Source organism: Alcaligenes sp. WGS1538, assembly GCF_043187505.1.
Taxonomy (GTDB): domain Bacteria; phylum Pseudomonadota; class Gammaproteobacteria; order Burkholderiales; family Burkholderiaceae_B; genus Alcaligenes.
Genome location: NZ_CP171109.1, coordinates 468,943 through 495,616, shown reverse-complemented (window position 1 = coordinate 495,616; position 26,674 = coordinate 468,943). Strand labels below are relative to the sequence as shown.

The following is a 26,674-nucleotide window of genomic DNA, read 5'->3' as shown; positions in this document are numbered from 1 at the left end:
GCGGAGGCTGTCCATGACGTCTGCACCCCGACAGCCCTGGTGGCTGGGGCTGGCGGTCATCCTGACGGGGGCCGTCTGTCTGTATGCATCCTCCTCCCTGACCCTGTCCGCGCAGTACGCCGCCATAGGCCCGGGCCTGTTCGTGGCCCTGGTCGGGGCGGGCCTGGTCGCGCTGGGCATTCTGCTGCTGTTCCAGATGGCCCGCGGCGCGGCTTTTGACGAAGAGGAACGTGCTGCCGACCCCGGCATGGACAAAGGGCCGTTCCTGACCGTGCTGCTGGCCGCCGTGCTGCCCTCCCTGACCATGGAGCAGCTGGGCCTGCCGCTGACCGCCGCCATCTGCTTCATGCTGGTGGCGCGCGCCCTGGGCTCGCGCCGCATCCTGCTGGACGTGGTCTCGGGCTTCGTGCTGGGCAGCGCCTGCTGGTTCCTGTTCGGCCGGCTCGGCCTGCAACTGGGCGGCTTCCTACCACTGGCGGGGGTGTGATGGATACTCTGTCCTTGCTCCTGCACGGCTTCGGCGTGGCCCTGCAGCCCATGAACCTGATGTGGGCCCTGCTCGGCTCCGTGCTGGGCACGGCCATCGGCATCCTGCCGGGCATAGGCCCGGCGCTGACCATCGCGCTGCTGCTGCCGGTGACCGTGTCGGTGGGGCCGGTGTCGGCCTTCATCATGTTCGCCGGCGTGCTCTACGGCGCCATGTACGGCGGCTCGACCACCGCCATCCTGATCAACACGCCCGGCGAGGCCGGCTCCATGATGACGGCGCTGGAAGGCAACAAGATGGCCCGGCGCGGGCGCGGCGCGGCCGCCCTGGCCACGGCGGCCATCGGCTCCTTCATCGCCGGCACCCTGGCCACCCTGGCGCTGACCTTCGCCGCCCCCGCGGTGGCCGAACTGGCCTTCATCTTCACCCCGGCCGACTACTTCGCCCTGACCATCATGGCCTTCACCTCCGTGGCCGTGGTCATGGGAGCCTCGCGCGTGCGCGGCTTCATTTCCCTGTTCCTGGGCCTGGCCCTGGGCGTGATCGGCATCGACGCCATGACGGGACAGCCGCGCATGACGTTCGGCATACCCGACCTGCTGGACGGCGTGGAGCTGACCGTGGTGCTGGTGTCCGTGTTCGCCGTGGGCGAAATTCTTTATGTGGCCAGCCGCTACCGCCATCAAAGCGAGGAAATCATCCCCATCCGCGGCAAGGCCTTCCTGACCAGGGACGAATGGCGCCGCTCCTGGAAGCCCTGGCTGCGCGGCACGGTGATCGGCTTTCCCATGGGCGCCATCCCGGGCGGCGGGTCCGAGCTGCCCACCATGCTGTCCTATTCCCTGGAAAAGAACCTGTCCAGCCGCAAGGAGGAATTCGGCAAGGGCGCCATCGAAGGCGTGGCCGGACCCGAAGCGGCCAACAATGCGGCTGCCGCCGGCATCCTGGTGCCGCTGCTGACCCTGGGCCTGCCGACCTCGGCCACGGCGGCCATCCTGCTGGTGGCCTTCCAGAACTACGGCCTGCAGCCGGGGCCGTTCCTGTTCACCAGCAATCCCGAACTGGTCTGGGGCCTGATCGCCTCGCTGTACGTGGGCAACTGCATGCTGCTGGTGCTGAACCTGCCTTTGGTGGGCCTGTGGGTGCGCCTGCTCTACATCCCCAAGCCGCAGCTCTACGCCGGCATCCTGGTGTTCGCCATGATAGGCATCTGGGGCGTGTCCGGCTCGGTGTTCGAACTGGCCATGATGGCGGCCATGGGCGTGCTCAGCTACGTGATGCGGGTGTACGGCTTTCCGATCGCGCCCCTGCTGATCGGCCTGATCCTGGTGCCGCTGGCGGAAAACCAGCTCCGCACCGCGCTGGCGGCCGGCCAGGGCGACTTCCTGGTGCTGTTCCACAGCCCCATCGCCGTCAGCTTCTACGTCGTGGCCGCACTGTTCCTGACCGTGCCCTGGCTGCTGAAACGTGTGCAGCGCTAAGAACGCGGACCGTTGCCCGAGGCAATCCCGTGTGTTGCCAAGGGGCGCCACGTGAATAAAGGCGCCCCTGACGATACGGCCGTCCGGCATTACCTGGGCCGCTGGAACCTGAGGCCGGAGGGGCCCGCCTGCACGAGCCGCACGCCGCCCCCTTGCCCAAGCTGACGCCGCTGGAGTCCTGGTTCCGGGATCTGCTGGCTGCCGACCCGGCCGCCCGCCCCATGCTGGAGCGCAGCGCCCAGGCGGCGCGCCGCCTGCTGAACGAGCCACAGGATGTTGGCGTGCTGCACGGCGACATGCACCACGGCAATCTGCTGGACTTCGGGCCGTCAGGCTGGCTGGCCATCGACCCCAAGGGCCTGCACGGCGAGCGCGGCTTCGACTACGCCAACCTGTTCTGCAACCCGGACCCCGCCACGGCCCTGGCCTTTTTTCACCGCCGCCTGAAGCAGGTCGTCCAGGCTGCCGGCCTGGACCGCCGCCGACTGCTGCAATGGATCCTGGCCTGGAGCGGTCTGTCCGCGCTCTGGCTGATGCAAGACGGGAAAGACGCCGCAGGCCGGCTGGATGTGGGGCGGATGGCGGCGCGCGAACTGGACCTGCCTGATTGATCAGGTAAAGAACCACGTCCCTTTCCACCTGAACAATCCTGAACTGGACGGGCATCAATCTGACGCTTCCAGGGCGCCGAACCCGGCGCCTCCTGCCAGCCTGCATTCTCCACTTTATTCTTCAGGGCGCATGTAGTAACGTTGCCACATAAGCCCGTAATTCTTTCTGGAGACGCCCATGACCGTGACGACTTTGTCCAGCCGGGAGCTGAACCACGACCTGGGACATGCTAAAAAGGCAGCGCAACAAGGTCCTGTCATCATCACCGATCGCGGCAAGCCCGCCCATGTCCTCATGAGCTACGAACTGTACCAACGCCTGATCGGCCGGCAACGCAGCCTGGTCGACGCCCTGGCCATGCCCGGCCTGGCGCAGATCGACTTCGATCCCGCACCCAGCCGCATCCACGGCAAGCCGGCCGACCTGTCCTGATGTTCATCCTGGACAGCAACGTCATCTCCGAACTGCGCAAGGCGGGCGACAACAAGGCCCATCCCGCCGTCGTCAACTGGATCGCCGCCCGCAGCGCCCAGGATTTCTTCCTGTCCTCCATCACGCTGATGGAACTGGAAATGGGCGTGCTGCGCATCGAACGCCGCGACGCGCGCCAGGGCGCCCTGCTCAGGCGGTGGCTGGACACGCGCGTGCTGCCCGAATTCGACGGCCGCATCCTGCCTCTGGACGACGCCGTGGCCCTGCGCTGCGCCCGTCTGCACATTCCCGATCCCCGATCCGAACGCGACGCCCTGATCGCCGCCACCGCCCTGGTGCACGGCATGACGCTGGCCACGCGCAACACGGCGGATTTCAGGGCAACGGGGGTCAGATTGGTCGATCCCTGGACGAGCGCCTGACAGGCTCGCCGGGCCTGTTACTACCGGTTCGCAAATCCCCGTACAATCGCCAGCGGCGCCGCCCCCCTGGCAGGCCCTGCGCGAAACGGGGACGAGCATAGGCCAGCATCTCCGCACCACAGAACAGGCACAAACCATGACAGAGCACCAAGCCGCCACGCCCGGCCCGTCCGACATCCCGCCCGCCCGGCGCTGGCCCTGGCTGAGCGTTCTGCTGGCCCTGATCCTGCTGGCCTGCCACGGCTGGCAGCTTCATCAGGCGGAGGCATTGGGGCTGTCCGGCTCGGCGCTGATGACGGAACTGGGCGCCAACGTCGCTCCCCTGAGCGCCACGGGCGATTACTGGCGTCTGCCCGCCAGCCTCTTCCTGCACCAAAGCTGGGAACACCTGTTGCAGAACCTGCTCGTCCTGCTGGCCGTGGGCCTGGCCCTGGAAGCCATCCTGTCCCGCTGGGCCCTGCTGGCCATTTTCACGGCAGGGGGAATATTCGCCGCGTGGGTGTCGGCCTTCGTGCATTTCGACTACACCGTCCAGACCCTGCTGGGCGGCGCCCGGCAAGTAATCTATGTCAGCACAGGCGCTTCAGGCGCCATCCTCAGCCTGACCGGCGCGGCGCTGGTCCTGGCGCTGGCCGCCCAATGGAACGGCCGAACCTCTGCGCACACCAGAAGCCTGATGCGCAGCGCCCTGTTCGTGTCCGTGCTGACCCTGGGCTACGGCATGGTGGACACGAGCATCGACAATACCGCCCATATCGCGGGGTTCGGCTTCGGCCTGCTGGCCGGCATGGTGATCGCCGTATCGCAGTACGCCCCCAAGCCCGCGTTGCTGCTGGGCTCCGGGCTGCTCGCCCTGGGCGTGACGGGCCTGATCGCCTGGACGGGCTATCAAGGCATCCGGCAGAACCCCTCCGCGCAGGACCTTCGGCGGATCACCCTCGACATGCAAAACGAAGCGACCAGAAGCCGCAACCAGAAGCGCCTGCTGGCTGCCGAGCAGGAAGGGCTGCCTCCGGCCGCCAGCGCCGAGGCGGCGCAAGGCCTCGTGATCCGGGAACCTTTCGTGGGGGGCGTCTACACCGCCGGCTCGACGGACCGCCTGCACCTGTTGAAGAATTACGACGAATCCGAAGCCAGGGAGTTCGACCTGAGCGCCGGCCGCGTGGTCTCGACCTGGATCCGCCATTCCTATCCGGACGGCATGACCTGGGGTTGCCCGCACAACTCCTGTTTCGGCGTCGGCGTCGCCGACCTGCACGTCGATGCCCAGCAGGCGTATTTAGCCAATCTGGTCAAAGGCGAGGTCAGCCGCGTGGACATGGCAAGCGGCAAACTGCTGTTCAGCACGCCCACCGGCCCCTTCCCGAGCCGCCTGCTGGTGCATGGGAACGTGATCTACGCCTACGACTGGGCCGCCGCCACGCTGACGCTGCTGGATGCCCGGAACGGCAAAATACTGCAGACCCTCGCCCTGGACGACGAGAAGGATGCCCGGTACCGGTGGCCCCATGGCGACACGCTGGCCTTGTCGCAAGACCAGACCCGGCTATACCTGCTGAGCCCATACGGCCGGGTCCATGTCTATGATCTGGCGGCGCATACGCTGACGCCCTGGGCATCGCCGACGGGCTCGTCCAGCCCGTACTGGCGGCTCCGGGGCGTCGATCCCGACCGCGTGGTGCGCATGGGTACGGACGGCCTGGGCCGGGTGTGGCTGCTGCATGCCGATGGCGTGTCCTATCCGGACGAAAACCAGCGCGGTCCTGCCATCCTCTACAAACTGCCCCGACAGCAGCGCTACCTGACCGACACATTCATGGACGCGGACGGGCGTCACGGCCTGATCCTGTCCATCCTGGACGGCTACATCGCCGCCAGCTCCGCCCAGACCGGCAGGCTGCTGCGCCTGTATCCCCTGGCTTTCCCCGCCTCTTCACTGCTGGTCATGGACATTCTGGACAAGCAGCGCTTCTATGTCGCCGGCCGCGAGGGAATCCAGATATTCGACATAGACCAGGCCTTGCGCGCCGACCCGATCGCCACCGACTACCAGCGGCTGCTGGACGACGAGCGCAAACGCATCAGCGCACTGAACCCGGCCTGAACTGCGTTTTTCCTGCTGCGGCCGGCCTGGCCGGGCGGGCGCCCGACAACCAGTGCCCAATGAAATTTCGGAACCTTCCTGGCCTGGCTGCTCACTTAACAGACTTGCTTCCTTTTGGTCGCATTTTTTTACAGGACGAGCGTGGCCTGCGTCGGCTGAACTTTCCATGCCAGCGCTGCTCAACATGAAACACCAAGCCGTTCGATCAAACACAGAAAAATACTCAACCGCATCAAGGAATAGAACATGTACATGTTTCTGCCATTTTTACTGGCGCTGGGCACGGCAATCAGCGTGCTGGCCGGCAAGAAAAAACTCAGTTATGCCCTGTGGGCGGCGTTGGTTCTGGTCACTGTTCTTTCGTTCAAGCACCACGTGACCGACCCGCTCTCCCTTTCTTTCTAAGACGCGCGATGAACAATACAGCACAACCGGCAGCTCCCCAGACCGTGAGCACGCTCATGAACACGCTCGGCCTATTGGGCATCTGCGTCGCGCTTTTGATCGCCTTTTATTACCAGCTTGCAAAGTCGGAATTGCCGTGCCCTCTTTGCCTGCTCCAGCGAGCCGGCCTGATCATTGTCGGCTGCGGATTCCTGTTCAATGTCCGCCTGGGCGTCAAAGGCGCCCACTACGGCATGGTGCTGGCAGGTTGCGTCATCACCGGCCTGATTGCCGTGCGGCAGGTATTCCTGCACATCCTGCCGGGCGACACCGGCTATGGCTCCGCCTTTTTTGGCCTGCATTTCTACACCTGGGCGCTGCTTGCATCCATCCTGATCGTGCTTGCCGTCGGCGTCATGCTCAGCCTGGGCGACCGGGAATTGCGCACGCTGAAGCTGCCGGCCTTGTCGGTGTTGAGCAAGGCCGTCGGCGTGCTGTTCGTCATCCTGATCGCGGCTAATCTTATTTCCACCATCCTCGAATGCGGAACCGGGCAATGCGAGGACGATCCGGTCAGCTATCAACTGCTGGAATGGACCCGCAGGTGAGCCCGCACCGGGCGCGGAATACTGCAGCCCGACGCTCAGGTCGGGCATGAGGAGGGGACCGACGCCTCGTCCTTAGTTCTACAATCAAGGATTTGCGAGGCGCCGCCGCACGCGTCGCCCTGTCCATGATGGTCCTTCCGTTCCGGCACAGCCGCCCTTCGTTTCCAGGGAGTTATCTATGAATTCTCCCTCCACCGCCCGACGCCCGCTCCACCCCGCCTGGGGCATCGCCCTTGTGGCGCTGATCGCCCTGGTCGGCCTGTATTACGTGAAGTGGTCGCCCTACTACGACCGCGCCTTCGTGGCGGCCCAGACCCACTCCATTGGCAGCTCCATCCTGACGGACGCCAGCGGCGCCGTGCCGGCGCCGTCCTTCCAGGCCGCGCTGGACTACGCCATGGCCTATGGCAAGGCCATCTGGAAAGCCCTGCTGCTGGGCCTGTTGCTGGGTTCGGCCATCCAGACCCTGCTGCCGCCGCAGTGGATCATCCGCTGGCTGGGCGGCTTTGGCGCGGGCAGCGTCGTGAAAGGCAGCCTGCTGGCCATTCCCGGCATGATGTGCACCTGCTGCGCCGCGCCGGTCGTCAGCAGCCTGCGGCAGTGCCGGGCCGCCCCCGGCAGCGCGGCCGCCTTCTGGCTGGGCAACACCATGCTCAATCCCGCCACCCTGATCTTCATGGGCTTCGTGCTGGGCTGGCATTGGGTCGGACTGCGGCTGGGATTGGGCATCGTCATGGTGCTGGGCCTGGGCTGGCTGATCAACCGCCTGAACCGCGGCAACAGCGCCACTGTGGAGGTGCCGGCCGCCGATATGGACCCGGTCGACCTGCACGCCGGCCCCTTGCTGCTGCGCTGGGCGCGCAGCTTCGGCCGCATGGCGCTGCGCCTGTTGCCGGAGTACGTGATCCTGGTCCTGCTGCTGGGCGCCGCCCGCACCTGGCTGTTTCCCGTGATGGACATGAGCATGGACAACAGCCTGTCCTGGATCCTGGGCGCGGCCGTCGCCGGCGCCCTGTTCGTCATCCCCACGGCCGGCGAAGTCCCCATCGTCCAGGCCATGCTGGCCCTGGGCGTGGCCGCGGGCCCCGCCGCCGCCCTGCTCATGACCCTGCCCCCCATCAGCCTGCCCTCCCTGATCGCCGTCTCCCGCTCCTTCCGCCGCACGGACGTGGCGGTGCTGCTGACAGGCGTGATCGGGATGGGGGTGTTGGCGGGTGGAGTGGCGACGGTTCTGAGGTTCTAAGGTCGTTGCGGAACCGGGAAGCCACGCAGCACGGCCGACACCGAAGCCCTGCCTGCGTTATCCGGCGCCCCGGGGCCGGCGCGGGAGCGCATCAGCCTGGCCTTCATTGTGGGCCGGCAAGCAATGCCTCGATCAGGGAATAAGTCGCCTCGACCCGTGCTTCATTCGGGAAATTTCTGTTCGCAAGCACGACTATGCCAAGGCCCTTGGCGGGAAGCATGGCTATATACCCGCCGAAGCCATTCGTTGAGCCCGTCTTGTTCAGTATGACGTCTTTTTGCGGCGGCAGCGCCGGGCTTATGCCTTCGACGGGCTGAGGGTGCAGGATGAAGTCCAGTCCGTTGCCCCGCTTCATAGTTTCCAGGTCGACCGGCCACGGGTACTGCTCCCAGATCATGCCTTGCGTAAAGGCCGTCGTCCGGAACCGTCCTTCCTGGGTGCGCCGCATGGCCGCTTCCAGTTCCGGCGATACGGGCGCGTTCCCAAGCTCGGCGTCCAGGAGCCGGAGCATGTCTCGAGCGCTCGACTTCACGCCGTACGCTTCTGAATCAAGCACGCCTGGCGTGACGCGAATCGCGGCATCGGTTTTTCTGTCATAGCCAAAGGCATACTTGCCCATAGCCTGTTCGGGCACCTGTACCCAGGTATTTTCCAGGCCCAGTTCCTGGATAAGCAGGGTTTCGACGGCATGGGCATACGTCATGCCCAGCGCCTGGGCCGTGATGCGCCCCAGCAGGCCGATGCTGATATTAGAGTAACTGCGGGCCCCAGGCTGCGATGGCTGCCATTTCTTCAGCCAGTCCACCAAGCCGTCCGCATCCTTCACGCCGTCGGGAACCTGCAAGGGAAGTCCGCCGGAATGATGGGTGGCCAGGTCCATCAAGCTCATGTCGTCGCCAATCTTGCAGGCATCGGCGCACAGGTAATGCGCGGCCTTGTCCTCGAGCGCCAATTTGCCGCGCTGCTCCGCCAAGGCGGCCAAGGTCGCATTGAACACCTTGCTGATCGACCCCAGTTCGAAAAGCGTATCCGGCGTGACGGGCTGCTTGTCGGCCCGCGATGCGAGGCCGACCGAGTAGAAATGGTGCTCGCCTCTGTCCGTGACGCCGACGACCAGCCCAGGAATCCTGTACTCGGCGACAGGGCCCGCAAAGGCGTTCCTTGCCTTGTCTTGAAAAGACAGTTCGCTCGCATGCCCGCTTGCCAAGGCGGATAGCGAGAACGTCAGTCCGACGATACGCAAAAACGAGATTTTCACTTCATGTTCCTTGAGATCCGATCAGAGTCATCCGCGATCCTAACACCGCCGCTCGACCACAATCATTGCGCCCGGGCCGGCCCATCGCCTTCAATCGGGCCGCAGCTTTGCCTGGCCGGCCGGACATTGAGCGGCACGTCTTCCTGTGCCGTTCCAGGACGCCGCAAGCTGCGCATGCCGACGCCATCGGTCTGTGCGCCACAATTGCTTTATGCATCACAAGGCGCCGGTTACACTAACCCGGTCTTTCCCGCATCCATCGCACACTCGATTGAGTCGAACTCCAAACTCCAGCCCCCTGCCGCCGGTACTCGCCGGCCCCATCCTGCGGCGCCTTGAGCCTGACCGCCTTGTGCTCTGGCTTGTCGGCAGCGCACCGCTGCGCCTGACCCTGCTGCTCGAGCCCAGCGGCGAGCCGGCCCGCCAGGTGCCGCTGGACGCCACGTGCTGTCGCCTCCTTCCCATCGGCCGCCACGCCTATCTGCATTTGATCGACGTGAACCTGCCTGAGCCCCTGCCGCAGGACGCGCTGATCCACTACGATCTGATCGTCACCGCAGAGGACGGCCGGCAAGCCGGCATCGCGCAATGGGCGCCGCACCTGCTCCATGACGGCGCAACACGCCCCAGCCTGGTGCTGCGCAGCCGCGCGGACAACATCCTCTACGGCTCGTGCCGCAAGCCGCATCATCGCTCCGCCGACGGGCTCGCGCGCGCGGACGGCCTGCTGGCCGGCCAGATCGCCCAGGCCGACGCCCGGCCCGCCATGCTCATGCTGTGCGGCGACCAGGTCTATGCGGACGACGTGGCCGGCCCCATGCTCGCAATGATCCATGCGCTGATCCAGCGCCTTGGCCTGTACGGCGAGCGCCTGGACGGCGCCGTCGTCTCCGACAGCGCCGAGCTTTACGCCCATCCCGCCGGCTATTACCGCCGCGAGGATTTGCTGCCTGCCTTCAAATCCAACGAGGCCTTGCGCGAACGCTTCTTCGGCGGCGTGGAAAAACCCGTCTTCACCACGGCCAATGCGCACAACCACCTTGTGACGCTAGCTGAGGTGCTGGCCATGTATCTGCTCGTCTGGTCGCCCGTGCCCTGGCAGCTCCTGCCCGAGCCCGAAATGCCCGCCCTGGATGCCGAACACGCGCAGCGCTGGCAACGCGAACTCGGGGCCCTGCAGGGTTTCCGCGGAGAACTGCCCCGCGCCGCGCGCCTGCTCGCCCACGTCCAGACGCTCATGATCTTTGATGACCATGACATCACCGACGACTGGAACCTCTCGGCCAAATGGGAAGCCACGGCCTACGGGCATCCATTCTCGCGGCGCATCGTGGGCAACGCCCTGATCGCCTACATGCTGTGCCAGGGCTGGGGCAACCGGCCCGATGTCTTCGGCGCCGTGCTCGACGACACGGATGCCCTGCTGGCCGCGCCCGACGACAAGGGCCGGCTCGACGCCGCGGCGCAGGATGCGCTGGTCGACCGCCTCCTGTCGTTCAAGCGATGGGATTATGTATTGCGGACCCAGCCCACCGTCATCGTGCTCGACACGCGCACGCGCCGCTGGCGCAGCCGTCGCCTGCCCAGCCGCCCCTCGGGACTGATGGATTGGGAATCGCTGGTCGAGCTGCAGCATGAACTGCTGGATGAAGCAGCCGCCGTGATCGTCTCGCCCACCCCCATGTTCGGCGTCAAGCTGATCGAAGTCATACAACGGATCTGCACCTTTGCCGGCCATGCGCTGACCGTCGACGCGGAAAACTGGATGGCGCACCGCGGCGCGGCCAGCGTCATGCTGAACATCTTTCGCCACTCCCGCACGCCCGGCAACTACGTCATCCTGTCGGGCGACGTGCACTACTCCTTTGCCTACGACGTGCAGGTGCGCGACAGCGACCGCATGCCGCACATCTGGCAGATCACCAGCAGCGGCATCAAGAACGAATTCCCGCGCCGGCTGCTGGACTGGCTGGATCGCCTGAACCGCTGGCTGTACGCGCCGCGCTCGCCCCTGAACTGGTTCACCCAGCGCCGCGACCTTGCCATCGTCCCGCGCCTGCCCGATCGCCGCCGCCGCGGCGAACGCGTATGGAACGGTTCGGGCATAGGTCAGGTCTGGCTGGACGCCCAGGGCCGCCCCTCCCGCATCCTGCAACACAACGCCGACGGCCAACCGTCCACTCAATTCCTGAAGCCCGAACAAGACCAGCCCGAAGTGGCGGCCGACAAGCACCCGGCCACGGACGCCTAGTCAAGCCTGATCAGCCCTTTTTATCGGGAACCGCGGCAGCGCCTGCCGCCACCCAAGATGGCGCACCTATGGCGCGACGACTGCGAACACCTGCTGCGTATCCTGAAGCGCAACATAGACAGATCGCGAAAAGCCGAAAAGATATCTCCAGCGTCAGCCAGTATCTTGTTAAGCTTGCATTGGCGCACCCAATGCCGGATAAGCAGGAACAGGAGCAAGAAGCAAATGAGAAAACTTCTCGTCAATACAGGCCTTGTTGTCCTGGGCCTTTCTACGTGGCCCCATGCGTGGGCAGACACCGTCAAACCATGCAAAACCTGCTCGGCGGCGGAAAAGCCCGGCTACGAGACGGGCGCCGTGGACAAGCGATTCAAATTCGGCGGCACCCCGCCCCCTCCGGCACCCCGGGCTTTGCCGATGCAGCCCGGCGTGCAAGCGCCCTCGAAAAACAAACAGGATTCCATCTTCGGAGACGGATCGAAAATATCGAAAGAATTCCGAGTCCAGGAAGAAAAAAATTCTGGCTACACAGGCACTCGATCAGTAAAAGCCTCGAACGGCGATATCGAGTTCAGCATTACACAGGATGACCGCAACCCCAACAGCCATGCGGGGCAACCATCCATCTTCGGATCGAGCGGCTATAACAACGGCCGCCCCCCCGGCATGCAGCCCGGCCCGACCGTGGACGACATCATGACGGGTAATCGGAATTTCAGGAGATAATATAATACTCCAGTAAAAACCTGCTCAAACCATATCAATGATTTACCACGTCGCACTGCCCGAAGCGGAGCAGCATGGTCGAGTGAGTGGTCCGGACATTGAAGGAACAAAGCGTGCATCGGTATTGCTTCGAAAACTTACGGTATGCTAACCGTATGCTTATCGACAGAACACGCTTTTATAAATAACTATCGGTCTTCACACCAGGTACTGAAGATGATGGCTCTAGCTGAGACTTACGCATTAGCTACTCAACCTGTGCAGGTTCTGCTGGGTAAATGCAATCACCGGTTAGAGCTATAAAATATCTTTATAGATCAACGCGGGCTCCACGTACATCCCTTACCTACCGAGGCCATCTGGCTCAACCCGATGCTTCACAAACATGAATTCGATATGTTTGTTGTCAATCGCCAGGTATGATTAATTATCTGTGGAAATCGGCTCATTATTAATTTCCCTGAATCCCTGCCGCAGGGCGCCGGGAATGCCTTTCCATGTGGATCAGATAGGGTTGCCATGACTGATACAATCAGTATCTCTGAACGAAGCCATGTCATGTCTCTGGTTAGAGCGAAAAATACTCGCCCCGAGATGCAGGTCCGGCGTCTTGTGTATAGTGCCGGCTATCGCTATCGCCTACACGAAGCCAAGCTACCTGGCAAGCCGGATTTAGTATTCGCGGGCCGACGTAAGGTAATCTTTGTGCATGGCTGCTTTTGGCATCGACACGAGTCTTGCACATTGGCGCGAATGCCAAAATCCAATCAAGATTTTTGGGCAGCCAAGCTGGAAGGGAACAAGACACGGGATGCCAACAACTATCGCAAGCTCCACGAGATGGGTTGGGAAGTAATGGTGGTTTGGGAATGTGAGTTGCGGGATATGGAGGCAGTGCTGCAAAGGATTACGTGTTTTCTTGACGAAACCCGTAAACCCTCGCTTACGCCTCAATAGCCACGCCATAGGAATAGATGGCATTTTCCTTAAAAAATAATGACGTGGCATGGCAACACAGTAATTTGCCAATTTAGTCTCAACGCGAACTTGACCGGAAGCAGTAGCTCACGAACCGTGTTAGTGCTCGTAGTGAGCGTCATCACAGGCGACTTCAAATCGTGATGAAGTCAACATAATCAGCCACCGAAATTCTGGTATCGAAGGTTATAGGCGAGTTCGTCTTTCATAAAACTCAACAAATCCGCGACTGTGAGAGCAGCCTAAGTGTCATTGCCCCTCGGCCTCGATAAACTGTCCGGATAAACAGGCAGGCGGCATTCGTAAATAGGTGGATGCGTCCTGCGCGATCTGAGCCTGGGTCTCAGGGCGCTGCGCCAGGTTCATGGCCCACGCGCGGCCGGGGTGCAGGACATCCCAGCGCGGTCGCATGCCCGCGTGCCTACCCTTCCCGGGATTATGATTGCCGAAACCATCGATTAGGGAGTTCCAGACGGGGGTGAAGCGCGCGATAATAAGAGATTCGCCCAGAGGTATCCAAATATCGTCCACCACTAGGAAGCGGCAATGAAAATCCTTGATGTGCAGGTTCTCAGCAGCCTTGACGCTTTCGGCGTGCTCCTTTAGCCGTTTATGCAAGACCTTGCCAGCGCTCAGCTCCAGATTGGAGCCCATGCGGGCACCGGCTGGCACCGCCTTGCCTACGTAGATGGGCCAAAGAAACTTCTCGTCCCGATTGAACCTAGCCAGTGATTCGTAGGCCTCAAAGTCGCCTGTGTAGTAGATAGCGTAAATGCCCGCGCCCTCAAAGGGAGAGAGTTCACCCAACGGATGTGCTTCCTTAGTGAGCAACGCCTCAGCAACGCTCGCGCCGAGGTTCTTCTTGTCTAATGGGTTGAATGGAATAACCTTAGCTGTCACGCGTTCACCCTTTTCCTGTCTTTTTGTGTTTTTCCTATGGCCCGCAGTTCGGCTAGCGCCAATTGTTCGGCCACGCTGGAGGCCACACGCTGCGCGAGTAGAACCGGTACGGCATTGCCCAATTGGCGCATGGTCTCGGTCCAGCTGCCGTGAAACCTGAATCCATCGGGGAAGGTCTGGATGCGTGCGCTTTCGCGCACTGTGAAATACCGCACACCGCCATTGTCGTCAACCAGCATGTTCTCACCGCCGGGCACGCCGTGATCGCCGGCTTTCAGTGTCTTGGCTGGCAGGTCCAATGGACTACCGGTGTGGCCGGGATAACTGCGTGCGCCAGCTTGGAACACATGATTAGGTACCTGCGCCGCCGCACGCGAGCGCGGATCGGGCAGCCCTTGAATCGCATCCCTGACCGTACGCCAGGCAAGCGTGTCAAAGAGCGGCGCTTGCCGCAATTTGGCCACTCGATTCGCGAGCTTTTGAGGCATGGGCGGCATACGCATACCATGTCGTCTCCAATAGATACCGGTTATCCACTGATCTCGCAACAACGCGTCATAGCTGTGAGTAGGATTTGGGAAGGACCATTCGATCCCCAAATCATCACGAAAACCAATGATAAAGACCCGCTCACGCTTCTGAGGAACGCCGTAATCAGCCGCGTTGACTAGCGTAGGCACCACGTTGTAGGTAAGCCCCCGCCCTTTGCGCTTACCTGACGTTTTTTCAATCTGCAGGCGGGCAAGATGCTCGGACCAGTCTTCGTTCTCCAGCGGAGGAACTTCGGGGAACTCCAACTGAAGCTGAACATAGGTGAAATAGTTAGCGAAGGATGAGCGCGTCAACCCCTTCACATTTTCGACAATGAAGGCCTTGGGTCTAAGTCGACGGATGATTTCGACCGTCGCTGGGAACATGTCACGGACGTCAACATAGGACTTATGCTTGCCTCCGATTGAAAAGGGTTGACATGGCGGGCCGCCGGAAAGCAAATCGATACCTGGTGGCACCGAGCTCCAATCGAATGTTCGGACATCGCCTTCGTGCAGCACCCAGTTGGATAACAGAGGATAGCCGCGGTTCTGATTCTCGCGCACAGTGTCACAGGCCCATCTGTCCCATTCAACTACGGCAAGGTGATTGAAACCCGCGATTTCGCAGCCCATGGCCAGCCCGCCCGCGCCAGCGAATAGCTCCACCGATTTCATGCCGCACCTCCAACACCAAAATACTGACTTTAAATACAGTATTCTACCAAAAAACCTTCGTTACCGGACCATACCACTTCTCTCGGCGTATCCGTGTCAAGACGCTAGTATAGTCATGCCCGAGCAGAATACACGCAAAAGTTCCAGAGAGACGTTTGCTCACAGTAAACGCTCGCAATCAATACACTATGGGAATCACACGGGGCAATCCGAGACTGGCCAACCTGCGGCTGGAGTGATTTAGTGGCCACCAGGGAGGATTGGCGGCGACATATAGATAAGTTAGATAAGTTCACTGGGGGCTGACCGAAGACAACCCGGGGGGCAAGGACATGCTGTTAGATATTGCCACTGCGGAACTTAGCCGCACTGAAGCAATCAGCACGATAGCGGCCATACTCAATAAGGGCGCCAAGGACGTGCTAGCCACAACCACCGACTTCCAGGCGAAGACCCACCGTTTCCTCAACGGTCCGCCCACGATTCGCACGTCACGTAGATGTTGTATGGCAGTGGACCAGCACTGGTCAACTCTGAGGTCGATGGAGCTTCCCACAGCCTCCCTCGAGGCGGCCGTTTCATTGCGGCATGACTATTCTGAGACAAGGACGCCGGCGGACGGACGAGATGGAGGCTTACATCAGCCCGGCCTGCGTCTCGACCGATAGCGCTGGCCCCGGCTTCGCCGCCTGCAGCCATGCTGCGCAGCCCGCCGGCGAACTCGTTCCGCTGACGTAGAGCGCGCCGGATCCATATAAGGCGAGACGCTCTCGCAACGAGAGGCCCTGCAGGACCCAGACGCCGCCGGCGCGGTCCGTCCAGACGATGCGGGCGTCGGCCCCGCCCAGCGCCTGGAGCAGACCCGCGGCCGATGCGTTCGGCCGCAGCGCCACTACCGTCGTGTCATTATCGTCGCGCAGGGGAAAGAGATTGGCTGCGGCAGCGCAGCTTAACGCGACGACCAGCAGGCCGACGCCGACGCGGGAACGCCTCTTCGGCGGGCCGCCGCCCGCGGACCGGCCGCGCCAACCCGCAAAAAACGGCGCCAGCCCAAACACCACCAGCCATGCCACATCCCAGACCAGTGGCATGTCCGAGTCCATACGGATGCGGTGGATGCCGATGATCCAGTGCGAGAACAGCGCATCGACGATGTGCCACATGCCGAAACCCATCCAGAACGTCGGCCACAAAGGACGCATGGGCGCCGCCGGTGCTCGTTTCCACACCCGGTAAAGAATCCACAGGCCGAACGCGGCCAGCACGTACATGAAGGCATGGAACAGGCCGTCCGCGGCCACCTGCATGCGCAGATCCCCCAGGATCCCGGTCTGGATTGCCGACAGCAAGTGATGCCACTGCAGGATCTGGTGCAACAGGATGCCGTCGAAAAAGCCGCCCATCGCGAAGCCCAGCAGCGCGCCGGCGCGGCGCACGCCGCGCTCGGACGCGTCCAGGGAGGACGCCGCGTCCACGCCTTACCCCGGATTCTTCGGACCGCTGCGCTTTTCCAACACGGCGGGCGTGTCGTCGGCGGGTTTGAATACGCCCGAGTCCTCGTCCCCGTGCGGATTCGGCGAGCCGTCGAATTGCGTCGCCTTGCGGCCGGCAGGCTCCGCTTGGCTCTCAGGTTCGCGCCGGTCTTTCGACTGTTTCAGATCCTTTTGCACACGCAAGGCAATGTCGACCTGGGATTCGCTGCTCGGCTCGGGCGCCTTGGTAGATGGCTGCTGCTGCGGGTCGCTATTGTGTGATGGCTTCATGGTCGCCTCCGTTGTTGCTTACAAAGCGCCCTCCAGCAAGCGGCGTGCCCGGCTGCGCAGCTCAAGCGCCACCGACGCCGCGCACAACCTTGCCTGTCCCGCCACAGGCGTCGCAGGGCTTCTGATCGACCTTGCCGCTGCCGTTGCAGGCGGGACAAATCACCTCGCCGGTGCCGGGCGTGCCGGGAACCGCCTGGTCGCCAGGATTCATGTCTTCGGGAGTGGGAGTCGTCATCATGGCCTCCAGCCGACAGGGGCGGCATGCGTGCAGTCGCCAGACTTTCCTGTCGGTAAATTTCACACTTTATTCCGCCCAGGGCCGCGATGCGGCCCTGGCGCCCTGCGTTTATCGCTTGGCCTGCGTGTCTGGATCTTCAGAGCGCGCAAGAAAACTTTGCACCAGGGCGGGCGAGTGCTCTTCCAGCCATTGCGCCATGGCCCGCTCTTCCCCCAGGATGCGCTGGCACACCGCAGCGGTCTCCATGTCGCCGAGGAAGTCGGCCGCGTCCTTGAGCTGGGTGTAAGCCGCGATTTCCAGGTTCTCGAAAGCGAAGCTGAACATCGCGCCCTTGACCACCTCGTCGGAAGCGAAAACGCCCGAGAAGCCCTGGAAAGCAGCCATGACCTTGCCGGTCAGATCCTTGAGCAGCGAGGTGTCGCCGCCGCGCCGCTCGATGCACGTGCGCACCAGCCGCTGCTGCTCGCGGGTTTCATCGATGTGGCGCTGGATGCGCATCCGCAGTTCCGGGTAACTTTCGATGCGCGAGAGCATGCTGCTCAACATGGTTTCAGATTGCTCCTCCATGGCATGCGCATCCCTGAGCCAGTCCATCAAGTGCTCGTTCGCACGTGAGTCATTTCTATCCATAGCATCCTCCAGTCAGTTTGCCTCCCCGCAACTGCGGCAGGCTGCCGGCCTCCAGCATGCGGCGTTCCCACGGGATGGGCTGGGCCCTGTCGGTGCGATGAAATGTTGGTCAGGACGGGGTAGATTTTGCTGTAGAGGCCGGGGGCGGCTCGGTGTGGTGGTGCGGTGCAAAAGCTGAGGGCGGTCTTTATTTCGTCAGTCCCGGGAACTTAAACTCATTGTCATGGCTAAGAACTAGGTGCGTAATTGCACCAATGTGCGACTGGGAAGATTTTTAGATAATGCCCGGGGCCGGGATCGAACCGGCATGCTTTGCGGCGGGGGATTTTGAGTCGGTGATTTACAGTGTTTCTACAGGGAAATGGCGCGAATTCTAGCGTAGGTCGAAATAGGTAAAACCAGTTTCAAATCAGTAAGTTAGCGTATTTTACCTGAGCTGCTGAAAACTGGTCACTGTACCTGTACTGTACCTGTACTTCACTGAAAAAATCAGTGTGAAGCGAGTAACAATCGCGCTGGTCACTAGCTCCGACTTTAGCTGCCTTGACGCTGCTGGAAGAGATTTCTAGCTCTCATTAGTCCACAAAGGGACAAGCTCTTTCATACACTTGAGAGGCCTTGACTCGAACTCAGGCTCCGTGAGTACCGTCAAGTGTATTGGAGCGCCGTACATTCTCATTGCGCTCACAAGCACCTCCCGCAAAGCATAGTAAGTTTCTATCATGGAACCGGCTTTTTTACCGAGTACGGCGAGTATGTCAATGTCCTGAAATTCTTCTCCGCGAAACGCGGATCCGAAACCATAGACAGAACTAAGCCTGCTCTCGACTAAAGTAATAGTTTGGATTGCCTTTCTGGTCTCGTTGATGATATCCCCAATATTCGCTGGCCCAAAGAGCACCCGACATTTCATTTGTGACATAAAGTCCTATACGCTCAGAAAGACAAAATTCCTTTGCTTGCTCCGTGTAACCGCACCACCCGCCACCAATATAAATAATTGATGGCTTTCCGAATTCATGGATAACACGATGTACTGCGGTAAGCCCCATTGCGTACTCGTTGAGACATATTATGGAAAGATGATCTTGCTGTTGACGTCGATCTAATTCGAACGCGATATCGTGATGCCGGCTGAGGTTGAGAAAGTTTCCGTGGCTTCGAATAAGTCGCTCGAGCCATGAAATCTGGGCAAAGCTCACATTCCAAGTGTTGCTTCCGTTCTGGCTCATGGTTGCATCGCTTTCTCAAACTCTTGGGGAAAAAGTGGGTAATTGTCTAACCTAGTGTATTGGTGTTGCTCAAAGGCCTTAGCGTGATTTTTAAATAAGAAAAATAGATATATTTCTGCTTTGCTGAGCAGCCTAAAGTTCGCCCCGATTGTATTGACGATTTCAATATTATTGGGGACGATCGTATCAAGTTTTCGCAACGTCCAAATTTCATGCATGTTTGATCCGGGATCTGTTTTTGCCACTGAGGATTGCGGCCCTATAGTGGTCCACAGCGCATGGTTTTCAGCAAGCAGAAATGTTATGTGTTTCTTTAATTCTTCAGAGTTCTGAAAAATTTTTGCCATGCCATTGGAACGAATGCTAGCCTCGTGAGATCTTTTCCATAAATGAAGCGTTTCCGTCGAGTAGGTTCCCGACGGAGCTTTGTCGATCTTACGATGACACGTTGGGCACAGAAGAATTAGGTTTTCATACTCATCACTTCCTCCGCCGGCCACTCCTCGTGGGCCAGTAGGGCTACTGGCAATAACATGAGCCATCTCGCCAACGTTGAAGCCACGAATACCCTCGAGCAGGACGGTCAGATCTTCCCGACAGCCAGGATTTGAGCAAATTCCGGCTGCACGGCCCCAGAGCAGCTTTACCGTGTTGTCACTAATTGCCATGGTTAAGCGACTCCATATGCTTCAAGTGCCGGATGGATTTCTACATTAGATATCCATATGGCTGCCCTAGTAATAAATAACGTAGATAACAGTGAGTTCCTAATCTTCCACAATAGCATGTGGCTTTCATTTGGCGAGGAGGATAAATTTTGCGACCCAAACAATTTATCTTCTCGTTTGGCTACGTAGTGACTCTACAGCTTTAGTCAGGGCTGCAACATTTGGAGCTTGTGTTCCCCAATCCTTCCAGAAATCTCGGGTTGCACTATCAGGAACTATGGTGGGCAAGTCCAGTTTGATACGAGAGGGTAGTAGAACCGCGTCGCCTAGCATCAAGGCTTCGCCTGTATCCAGTAAAGGGAGCACGCTGGTCAAGCCGGCTAAGGAATCGGGCATCAAGCGCTTAATTACTCCCTGGTCTGCATCGTTGGTTAATCTCAAAGACAAAAAGTTGTTGCATTGACTTAATATTGTTCTGCTGACGTCTGACGGGCGCTGACTAACGACTAACAATGAAAAGCCGTACTTCCGGCCTTCTTTGGCAATACGCTCGAAAGCCCCCAAGGCTTGACGCTGAACAGCATCAGCATCGTCACGTACCGGAAGGTAGAGGTGAGCCTCATCGCAAAGCAATGTGACCGGCGTGCGATCACTTCCGGCCATCCAGAACTGCACGTCATAGAGTAGTCGAGCAAGAGTTCCTGTGACTACCGGTAAGACATCTGATGGCACCTCTGAGAAGTCGATTATTTTTATGCCCTTTCCTCCATTCGAACCAAGCAATTTTGCAATCTGTCCGGCGAGCCAATCGTAGGCGATTGCAGGGGGTGGCGGGGAGAACATAAATCCATACCGTCGATCCTCCAATTTTGCTTCCATGCGAGAGATAAATCTCGTCAGTTTGTCTTCCCATTCACCTTTAACAGGTCCGTTTTTGCCGACGCCCTTGGTGGTATTGTCTATGTTTAAGAGATCCAGTAGATCCTTTATCTCGTACGGAACTGGAGAGTCAACAGTAAAGGTTTGCGCTACGTCATCTTTGCCTTCTGCTTTGAGCGTTCGCTCTTTTAAAGTGCGTACATGAGACGTGAACCTAGAAGCTTGATTGGGCGCATTTTGATCGCTACGGTCGAGAATCATTGACAGCATCTCATCTCGATTCAACAGCCAATAGGGAAGGAACAACGCGTCGTCGGCTGGCTGAGCCAAGTCCCCGGGGCCTGCGATGCGCAGTCTGCTGGCAAAGCCGCCCTTGCTCTCATCCGACAGCGGTGCATACTCTCCGTGCATATCAAACACAAGGATATTAGGGTACTTGAGCTGGGCTGCCCGCTCGAGAATTAATGCCACTGCATAACTTTTTCCCGAACCAGTACTTCCCAGAATCGCGGCATGTCTTTGGAAAAACTTATCGCCACTGGCAATAGCCTCTGCGGTTCTATCAGCAACAAAAGCTCCCAGCTTTAGTCTTTCGTTCGCCGGGTAGTCGGCGCCAAGTATGCCCATGAATCGTTGAAGATTTGCACCTTCTATGACATAACACTCGCGATCAATCTGTGGAAAACTATCAGCACCGCGTTTGAACGTATTTTTCTTTTCCCCATCTACGGTGCGAAAAGTCCCAATCAATGCGCCTCTTACCGCGTCGGTAGGTACAGCGGTTAGTGGTAAGTCCTCGCCATCCGCAGGCAATTGGTCAGGTAGCGCATCGCTTAGGATACGTGTGACCCGTTCTGTAATTGCAATTAGGAATTCGCGCTCGGTACTACCCTTAATTGCGATTAGGTTACCTATGCCTATTCTGGTCAATAACCCTGAGTTAGATACATCGACGGCGACTTGGCTTGTATCGACCGAAGACACTCGGCCAAGCAACTCAGCTTCGGAAAATTGTAGTGCTGCGGGTGTGGCTGTCATGGTTCAAGTACCTCCGTAACAAAGGAATCAACATCCCATATTGCAATATTTGGGAAGAAAAACTCTTGCTGTTCAATTATGGCGTTCGTGCCGGTGACCCCAGATTTCTGGGCGTGCTCAAGAGCAATAACGCTCGGGAATTTGAATGCAAAATCTCTTGCCACGGCAGATAACGAATGCGTCAGCATCAATGTTGGTTTGCCAGCCCTGATGCTGGGCGACAAATGCGTTTCTAAATGATCGTCGTTAAATCCGTACCCCAAGACTAAGAATCGACTCGCCCGGTCAATTGCTTCGTTTGCCTTGGACCGATGGTGGTCAAAAGGGCTTTCGTAGCCGTTACGAAACTTATTGTGTCCAGGCGTTATTATTAGGCGGCTGACTCCAGTTAATTCTCCGGCATAGAATACCGGGCGCCCATTTCTTGCGTACCAGTCAAGACTTCCGTGAGGTTTGCAAACGATAGCTCTGTGTCTGAACTGTAAAGAGGCCGCTCTCCGGGGTTTCATAGTGATTCCCCGACAGAAGCTCATCCGGCTTTCATTTTCGTTTAGCTGGCCGGCGAAGCGCCCGGTAAACATCGTATCAGCCCCAAGATCCGCCTCTTCCGCGGCGATTTCTACTAACCGGTCATAATTTGTAGTGACAATCGTTAGTCCAGAGGGCGGCTTAACGAGGTGCGAAAGCAGTCGAGTAAGTCGCAGTTTTCGCTTTCCAGAAAATACCTCAGATATAACCGATCGTTCACGCTCAGATATTAGCTCTGCCGTAGCAGAGGAAATGGCTGTTTCGAGGGCAGGTGTTGGAGGCATGGCTAAGAGCGCCGCCTCCAGGCCTTTGCTCAAAATTAATCGCCCTATCTCTTTCCACGCAGTCGAATCGTCTTCTTCTAAATTAGAACCAATATTGGTGAGCAAGTAATTTGCTAGTTCCCCCATCCCCGGGAGGCCCTCAGCGCAGGAGAGGCCGGAACCAACCACCGTAACCATTCCATCGCTGAGGTGCTCTTGAAGGCGTAATTTGACGCTATGAAGCTCCATCCGGTCCTCTCGTCCTTGAAGGTCTTATTAAACTAGCTAAAGATCGTGTTGACGCCCACGTGAGAGTTTTTAAATGACTGTGTAATACAGAACCCGGCGAAAGCCTATCCTGCACTAGTCCCCAAGCTCTAAATTCCTTCGTCATGACGAAGACTTTGGGAGCGTTAACGCGTCAGCGCGCGGCTGCACAAACTCTTGCAGGCTGATCTGACCATGGATGAAACGCTGGGCGTGGGCCTCATCGGCTTCACTGAGCGAGAAACCTTCTAGACCGACGGAGGCCCGCGCGTAGTTAACAGCCGATTGGCGTCGACAGCGTTCGGTCTCTGATATGGTTTTGTGGGGCTGTAACCCGCATTTACCTTCGCCAGCCATGGTGTCTCCTTGCTGTAGGTAACTCGATTTTACAAGAGGTACGCGTATTTTGGCTTAGGTACTCGCAACCTCAGGGGGGGGCGCTGAAATTGTCTTGTTTTACCTGCTATGGATCGCCTGTATTAGCCTGTATCGTAGTTTCCAAAGAGGCTTTGCCTCTCTGGACTCTCCACCCTCGCCGGCGGGAGCCTCGGGGGCAGGGGTTACGGGCCGCTGGCCCGGAACTCCTGTCCCCGGGGCATAGCGTGGGGCGCTCCTGCCGCGTCAAGGGGCCGTGTCCTCGCCCTGCGGGGCTGCGGGCCGCACCAACCCCTTGACCCGCCATCCGCTTGAGAGCACCGCTCCTGACGTTGTTTGGCTGGAAGAGGGGGCCAGGGCGGGACCGGAAGCCGCAGCCCGAAGCGGAGCGTAGGGAACGGGTGAGGATACCGGGCGTAGCCTTTACCCTTGACCCATCTGGAGGCCGTGCAGCCTGTGGCAAGGGGTAGGAACAAGGCGAAGCCGCCGGGCCTGCCCCCGCAGCCAGTCCGGCAAGATCGGACGCGGGATGCAACCGAAGAGGTTGCCCAAGCGAAGCGCGGAGTTTTGCCGCTAGGAATGAAAGGGCCTCGCCGAAAGCGAGGCCAATGCAGGGGCAGATGGCGGGCTATTCGCCTTTGACTGAGCCGCCTGTAGCCGGCCCCCAGTTTTTGCCCATGTTCTGCAAGACGTGTTGCCGGTACGCTGGGTTCCACATTGTGTTGCCTGCTGCGAGATGATTGAGCCGGCCCCCGGTGACCATCATGCCGCTTTGCATGTCGCGGCGAGTTGTTTGACGGTTGAGAACTTGAGTTACGGGGGATGCGGCGGCCTGGCTGACTTGCCTAAGCGTGATACCCGCCGAGGACACGCCTCCGGCCAGGTGCGATGCTGCCTCATATGCGCGTTGCAGCAAGAACAGGGTGACGCCCGTGACGATCAGGATTTCAAGCATTGTGGCAATAGGATGGTCAGTGGTGACGGCCAAAACTTTGGCCGTAAGTGCACTGAAGAACTTCATGCCCATGCCGAGAACCGTTGTCACCAAGGCGATTTGCATGATGTAGGTCATCACTTGGCCAAACCAGCTATCAAACCATTTCGCGGTGACGGGGAACATCAGCATGGCGATGAAGAACGGCCCGATGCCAAGCATGAGGGTGAGCATGATTTTGGCAACGATCACCATTGCCCCTGCCGGAATGGCAATGATGAGCGTGGCGGCGTAGATGATTAGGGCGTTTAGTAGGTCCCAAAACACCATGCCAATCTCATACCAGCGCCGTTTTCCCATCTTGTCGAGCATATCGCCGCCGATCTGGAAGCCATCGGACACCGCCTTATCGAGCACCTGATAAACCGAGGTTGCGGACGTACTGCTGCCGGATGCCGAAAAGGCGTCAGCGACGCCCGTTTCCAGGCCGCGCAATGCCTCGACAACCCATGACAGGTACGTAGGGGCGCTCATTGCCAAACCGCCAATGACGATGAACTTCCCGCAAGTCTTCATGAAGTTTGAGGCAGGGGCTTCGACATATCCGAAGATGATGGCGAATCCCATCATCACGAGTGTGAGCGTGCCGCCGTAGATGAAGATGTCAGTGAACATGGAAATGACATTGCCCGACGTCACCTGAACAAATGCGTTCAGCGTCATGTCGATGCTTTCGCCCATCCATTCAAAGATATTAGATTCAATTGCCACTATTTGCCCCCTTCGAGCACATTGATTGGCTCATGCTTTGTGTATCCGCGCTTCTCTACCGTCAGATTGTTCTGGGCGGTGACGGCATTTATGCAGTTCGGTGATGCGTCCGACTCGCCAGGGTTATTCCGGCACTTGGAAACCATCGCAGTGCGCTCGGCATCGTGCGCTTTGTACCAATCCACGGTTTGGACCGGCTCGGTCTGGTCGCAGCCCGCGAGTGTTGCTGCGACGAAAAGGGTGAGAACGAGCTTTTTCATTTCCGCATCTCCTGTGCGTTGATTTCGATGGTTCGGCCGCCGGTGTATCGGCTCTCGTGCTGCTGCAATACGCCGAGTGCGTGAGCCAGCTCGGCCGCGTCGATGATGCGTAGCGCCGCAACTGTGCGAAGTGCGCTTTCACGCGTGCCAGCCCAATTGCCTGCGATTCGCCCGCTAGAGTTGCGCAGGACGAGCGCGCAACCACCGAGGCAGGACAGTGAAATCAATGCCGCCATCCATGAAGACGTCGGACTCGACTGGCCGGGCAGGACAACCCCGGACCAATCTAGCGCCGCGATCACGAAGGGGAGGATGGCGAAGGCTGCGCCCAGAATGTCACCTTGAACAAGCGAAGGCGCGCGGCGGCCGACCTCGCGCGTGAAACCAAGGCGGTCTATGCATTGCCACCACCGGCGCATGAACATCAGTGTGAAAAAGCAAATTGCCAAAACAGGGATGTGAATATAGGAAATCATGGGCTTGTCTCCTCTTATTTATCCAGCAGATTGAAAGGCTGATGCTTCGTGTATTCACGATTCGCCAGGACCTTCGCGTTGATTTCACGCTGGCGCTGTTCCTGCAACCGGTCTTCCGCTGCCGCGACCATCTGGTACATCTGTAGCTTGGTCTGCTCGTTCTGAATCATGGCCTGCTCGGCCGCGATGCGGCCTTGCAGTTCAGCAATGGCTTTCGGGTCCTGTGTCTGATTGATCTGCCTCATCAACTGGTCGATTTGGCTGAGGCGCTTCTTCGCCGCGTCGTAGGCGTCGAGCGCAAAGGCTTTGTCTTGCGCGCCCTTGACGGCCTGCGCTTCGCAGTTGGTGCGCTGCTCGTTCGAGGTGAAGCCGGTGCAGGCGTCATACACCTTGTTGTTGTCGTAGATGGATTCTGCGCGCCCGCTCAGGCCAGCATAGCCGCCTGATTTCACGCTGTCATAGACCCCTTGCCAGTCTTGCGGCAGGTAGTCACGCAGCTGCGGGTTGTTGAACAGTTCGCCCATGCCGCGCGTGCCAGTGACCGCAGCGTATTGCTGCTTCATCTGGTCGATCTGGCTGACCATCTGGTCGTACTGCATCTTCCACTTCGCCATTGTTTCGATCTGGTTTTCCACGCTCTTGGCGATGGAAGCACCATCCGTCACGGGGATTTGTGCGAAGGCGGCCGACGACGCGGCAATGCCGACGGCCAGAATGCAAGAGGCTGATAGTTTCTTCATGTTCGCCACTCCTGAGAGGTTGAGGGCGAACGTAGGACCGTACTGTCCGGTCTGTCGGTCTGTTCAGTGACCGCGCCCAGTACGACTGTGCGTCCTTGGGGCGACTAAGCGGCCGATCTGCTCTCGGCGGTCGGAACCCTTCTTTTCGGGTCGGCACCCGGTACGCTAGGCGTCCTTGGGGCGGTGCAACGTTCGTTGTGATTAAAGGTACAACCGAAGTTGATTGTACTTACGGTTAATGCAAAGTAGTTTCCGACTACGGCGACCACGCGCGACGGTCAATGATGATGCGGTCCGATAGATACGAGATGTTCGCCAGTTCCGCCAAGGCCATTTCTACGGTTCGGAACCGGTACGGTCGACCCTTGTCGTCCATGACGCGGTGCTCTGTAGTGCCGTCCTGCACGGCCAACGCAAAGCCCTTCCAGTAGTGCGCATACAGAATGACCTGCACATCACCGGTGCGCGCTGGATCATCACAGTAGTCTTGCAGCGCGTCGTAGCGTAAAGCCATCTTA

The 26,674-nt window shown here is 59.5% G+C and carries 29 protein-coding genes; 12 read left to right on the top strand and 17 right to left on the bottom strand.

Annotation, left to right across the window (positions count from 1 at the left end):
• The first annotated feature begins 13 nt into the window (after window positions 1-13).
• From ACF3ND_RS02275 to ACF3ND_RS02235, 9 genes are all read left to right on the top strand, one after another.
• Entirely contained in the window at window positions 14-487 is a 474-nt protein-coding gene (locus ACF3ND_RS02275; RefSeq protein ID WP_394063842.1) for a tripartite tricarboxylate transporter TctB family protein, read from the top strand.
• Entirely contained in the window at window positions 487-1,968 is a 1,482-nt protein-coding gene (locus ACF3ND_RS02270; protein ID WP_394063840.1) for a tripartite tricarboxylate transporter permease, read from the top strand. Before ACF3ND_RS02275 ends, ACF3ND_RS02270 begins: the two co-directional genes overlap by 1 nt.
• A gap of 101 nt (window positions 1,969-2,069) precedes the next feature.
• Window positions 2,070-2,579, top strand: coding sequence for an aminoglycoside phosphotransferase family protein (locus tag ACF3ND_RS02265; RefSeq protein WP_394065764.1), 510 nt, complete (start codon window positions 2,070-2,072; stop codon window positions 2,577-2,579).
• Between the two features lie 178 nt (window positions 2,580-2,757).
• Window positions 2,758-3,012 (top strand): type II toxin-antitoxin system Phd/YefM family antitoxin, encoded by a 255-nt coding sequence (locus ACF3ND_RS02260; protein ID WP_394063838.1) that lies wholly within the window; start codon window positions 2,758-2,760, stop codon window positions 3,010-3,012.
• Window positions 3,009-3,434, top strand: a complete 426-nt coding sequence (locus tag ACF3ND_RS02255) for a type II toxin-antitoxin system VapC family toxin (RefSeq protein WP_394065763.1) — start codon at window positions 3,009-3,011, stop codon at window positions 3,432-3,434. Before ACF3ND_RS02260 ends, ACF3ND_RS02255 begins: the two co-directional genes overlap by 4 nt.
• A gap of 136 nt (window positions 3,435-3,570) precedes the next feature.
• Window positions 3,571-5,538 carry a rhomboid family intramembrane serine protease gene (locus tag ACF3ND_RS02250; protein WP_394063836.1) on the top strand — a complete coding sequence of 656 codons (1,968 nt, stop codon included), beginning with the start codon at window positions 3,571-3,573 and terminating at the stop codon, window positions 5,536-5,538.
• Window positions 5,539-5,784: 246 nt separating this feature from the next.
• Complete coding sequence (locus ACF3ND_RS02245) at window positions 5,785-5,943, top strand: DUF5993 family protein (protein ID WP_394063834.1); 159 nt, start codon at window positions 5,785-5,787, stop codon at window positions 5,941-5,943.
• A gap of 56 nt (window positions 5,944-5,999) precedes the next feature.
• Window positions 6,000-6,530 (top strand): disulfide bond formation protein B, encoded by a 531-nt coding sequence (locus ACF3ND_RS02240; protein ID WP_394063832.1) that lies wholly within the window; start codon window positions 6,000-6,002, stop codon window positions 6,528-6,530.
• Window positions 6,531-6,708: 178 nt separating this feature from the next.
• A complete protein-coding gene (locus tag ACF3ND_RS02235; protein WP_394063830.1) occupies window positions 6,709-7,773 on the top strand; it encodes a permease in 1,065 nt (354 codons plus the stop codon).
• Between the two features lie 103 nt (window positions 7,774-7,876).
• On the opposite strand, the gene ampC is transcribed toward ACF3ND_RS02235, so the two are convergent.
• Entirely contained in the window at window positions 7,877-9,031 is a 1,155-nt protein-coding gene (gene ampC, locus ACF3ND_RS02230; protein WP_394063828.1) for a class C beta-lactamase, read from the bottom strand.
• Window positions 9,032-9,242: 211 nt separating this feature from the next.
• On the opposite strand from ampC, the gene ACF3ND_RS02225 reads away from it, so the two are divergent.
• The 3 genes from ACF3ND_RS02225 (at window position 9,243) to ACF3ND_RS02215 (ending at window position 12,965) form a co-directional block, all read left to right on the top strand.
• Entirely contained in the window at window positions 9,243-11,282 is a 2,040-nt protein-coding gene (locus ACF3ND_RS02225) for an alkaline phosphatase family protein (RefSeq protein ID WP_394063826.1), read from the top strand.
• A 225-nt stretch (window positions 11,283-11,507) separates the two neighbouring features.
• Entirely contained in the window at window positions 11,508-12,008 is a 501-nt protein-coding gene (locus tag ACF3ND_RS02220; RefSeq protein ID WP_394063824.1) for a hypothetical protein, read from the top strand.
• A gap of 519 nt (window positions 12,009-12,527) precedes the next feature.
• Window positions 12,528-12,965 carry a very short patch repair endonuclease gene (locus ACF3ND_RS02215; protein WP_394063822.1) on the top strand — a complete coding sequence of 146 codons (438 nt, stop codon included), beginning with the start codon at window positions 12,528-12,530 and terminating at the stop codon, window positions 12,963-12,965.
• Window positions 12,966-13,235: 270 nt separating this feature from the next.
• Here the strand turns inward: ACF3ND_RS02215 and ACF3ND_RS02210 are convergent, their stop codons facing one another.
• From ACF3ND_RS02210 to ACF3ND_RS02135, 16 genes are all read right to left on the bottom strand, one after another.
• Window positions 13,236-13,886, bottom strand: coding sequence for an Eco29kI family restriction endonuclease (locus ACF3ND_RS02210; RefSeq protein WP_394063820.1), 651 nt, complete (start codon window positions 13,884-13,886; stop codon window positions 13,236-13,238).
• The gene (locus ACF3ND_RS02205) at window positions 13,883-15,094 is read right to left on the bottom strand and encodes a DNA cytosine methyltransferase (RefSeq protein WP_394063818.1); all 1,212 of its coding nucleotides are present in this window, start codon (window positions 15,092-15,094) and stop codon (window positions 13,883-13,885) included. Before ACF3ND_RS02205 ends, ACF3ND_RS02210 begins: the two co-directional genes overlap by 4 nt.
• Window positions 15,095-15,729: 635 nt before the next feature.
• Entirely contained in the window at window positions 15,730-16,569 is an 840-nt protein-coding gene (locus tag ACF3ND_RS02200) for a DUF2243 domain-containing protein (protein WP_394063816.1), read from the bottom strand.
• Between the two features lie 3 nt (window positions 16,570-16,572).
• A complete protein-coding gene (locus ACF3ND_RS02195) occupies window positions 16,573-16,857 on the bottom strand; it encodes a hypothetical protein (RefSeq protein WP_394063814.1) in 285 nt (94 codons plus the stop codon).
• Window positions 16,858-16,918: 61 nt separating this feature from the next.
• Window positions 16,919-17,158, bottom strand: a complete 240-nt coding sequence (locus ACF3ND_RS02190; protein WP_394065880.1) for a hypothetical protein — start codon at window positions 17,156-17,158, stop codon at window positions 16,919-16,921.
• Window positions 17,159-17,203: 45 nt separating this feature from the next.
• Entirely contained in the window at window positions 17,204-17,725 is a 522-nt protein-coding gene (locus tag ACF3ND_RS02185; RefSeq protein WP_394063812.1) for a ferritin-like domain-containing protein, read from the bottom strand.
• 812 nt (window positions 17,726-18,537) lie between these two features.
• Window positions 18,538-18,957: a hypothetical protein gene (locus tag ACF3ND_RS02180; protein WP_155848064.1), complete on the bottom strand. Its 420-nt coding sequence runs from the start codon at window positions 18,955-18,957 to the stop codon at window positions 18,538-18,540.
• Window positions 18,954-19,625 carry an HNH endonuclease signature motif containing protein gene (locus ACF3ND_RS02175; protein ID WP_394063810.1) on the bottom strand — a complete coding sequence of 224 codons (672 nt, stop codon included), beginning with the start codon at window positions 19,623-19,625 and terminating at the stop codon, window positions 18,954-18,956. The genes ACF3ND_RS02180 and ACF3ND_RS02175 overlap by 4 nt, the downstream gene beginning before the upstream one ends.
• Window positions 19,626-19,790: 165 nt before the next feature.
• Window positions 19,791-21,542: an ATP-binding protein gene (locus tag ACF3ND_RS02170; protein WP_394063808.1), complete on the bottom strand. Its 1,752-nt coding sequence runs from the start codon at window positions 21,540-21,542 to the stop codon at window positions 19,791-19,793.
• Window positions 21,539-22,582: an SIR2 family protein gene (locus tag ACF3ND_RS02165; RefSeq protein WP_394063806.1), complete on the bottom strand. Its 1,044-nt coding sequence runs from the start codon at window positions 22,580-22,582 to the stop codon at window positions 21,539-21,541. The genes ACF3ND_RS02170 and ACF3ND_RS02165 overlap by 4 nt, the downstream gene beginning before the upstream one ends.
• 141 nt (window positions 22,583-22,723) lie before the next feature.
• On the bottom strand, window positions 22,724-22,957 hold the full coding sequence (locus ACF3ND_RS02160; RefSeq protein WP_263898824.1) for an antitoxin VbhA family protein: 234 nt from the start codon (window positions 22,955-22,957) through the stop codon (window positions 22,724-22,726).
• A gap of 646 nt (window positions 22,958-23,603) precedes the next feature.
• Window positions 23,604-24,680, bottom strand: coding sequence for a type IV secretion system protein (locus ACF3ND_RS02155; protein ID WP_236628420.1), 1,077 nt, complete (start codon window positions 24,678-24,680; stop codon window positions 23,604-23,606).
• Entirely contained in the window at window positions 24,680-24,940 is a 261-nt protein-coding gene (locus ACF3ND_RS02150; protein ID WP_394063803.1) for an EexN family lipoprotein, read from the bottom strand. The genes ACF3ND_RS02155 and ACF3ND_RS02150 overlap by 1 nt, the downstream gene beginning before the upstream one ends.
• Window positions 24,937-25,416 (bottom strand): hypothetical protein, encoded by a 480-nt coding sequence (locus ACF3ND_RS02145; protein ID WP_394063801.1) that lies wholly within the window; start codon window positions 25,414-25,416, stop codon window positions 24,937-24,939. The genes ACF3ND_RS02150 and ACF3ND_RS02145 overlap by 4 nt, the downstream gene beginning before the upstream one ends.
• Window positions 25,417-25,430: 14 nt before the next feature.
• A complete protein-coding gene (virB5, locus tag ACF3ND_RS02140) occupies window positions 25,431-26,156 on the bottom strand; it encodes a P-type DNA transfer protein VirB5 (protein ID WP_394063799.1) in 726 nt (241 codons plus the stop codon).
• Window positions 26,157-26,412: 256 nt separating this feature from the next.
• Window positions 26,413-26,670 (bottom strand): hypothetical protein, encoded by a 258-nt coding sequence (locus ACF3ND_RS02135; RefSeq protein WP_231838575.1) that lies wholly within the window; start codon window positions 26,668-26,670, stop codon window positions 26,413-26,415.
• Window positions 26,671-26,674: the final 4 nt, after the last annotated feature.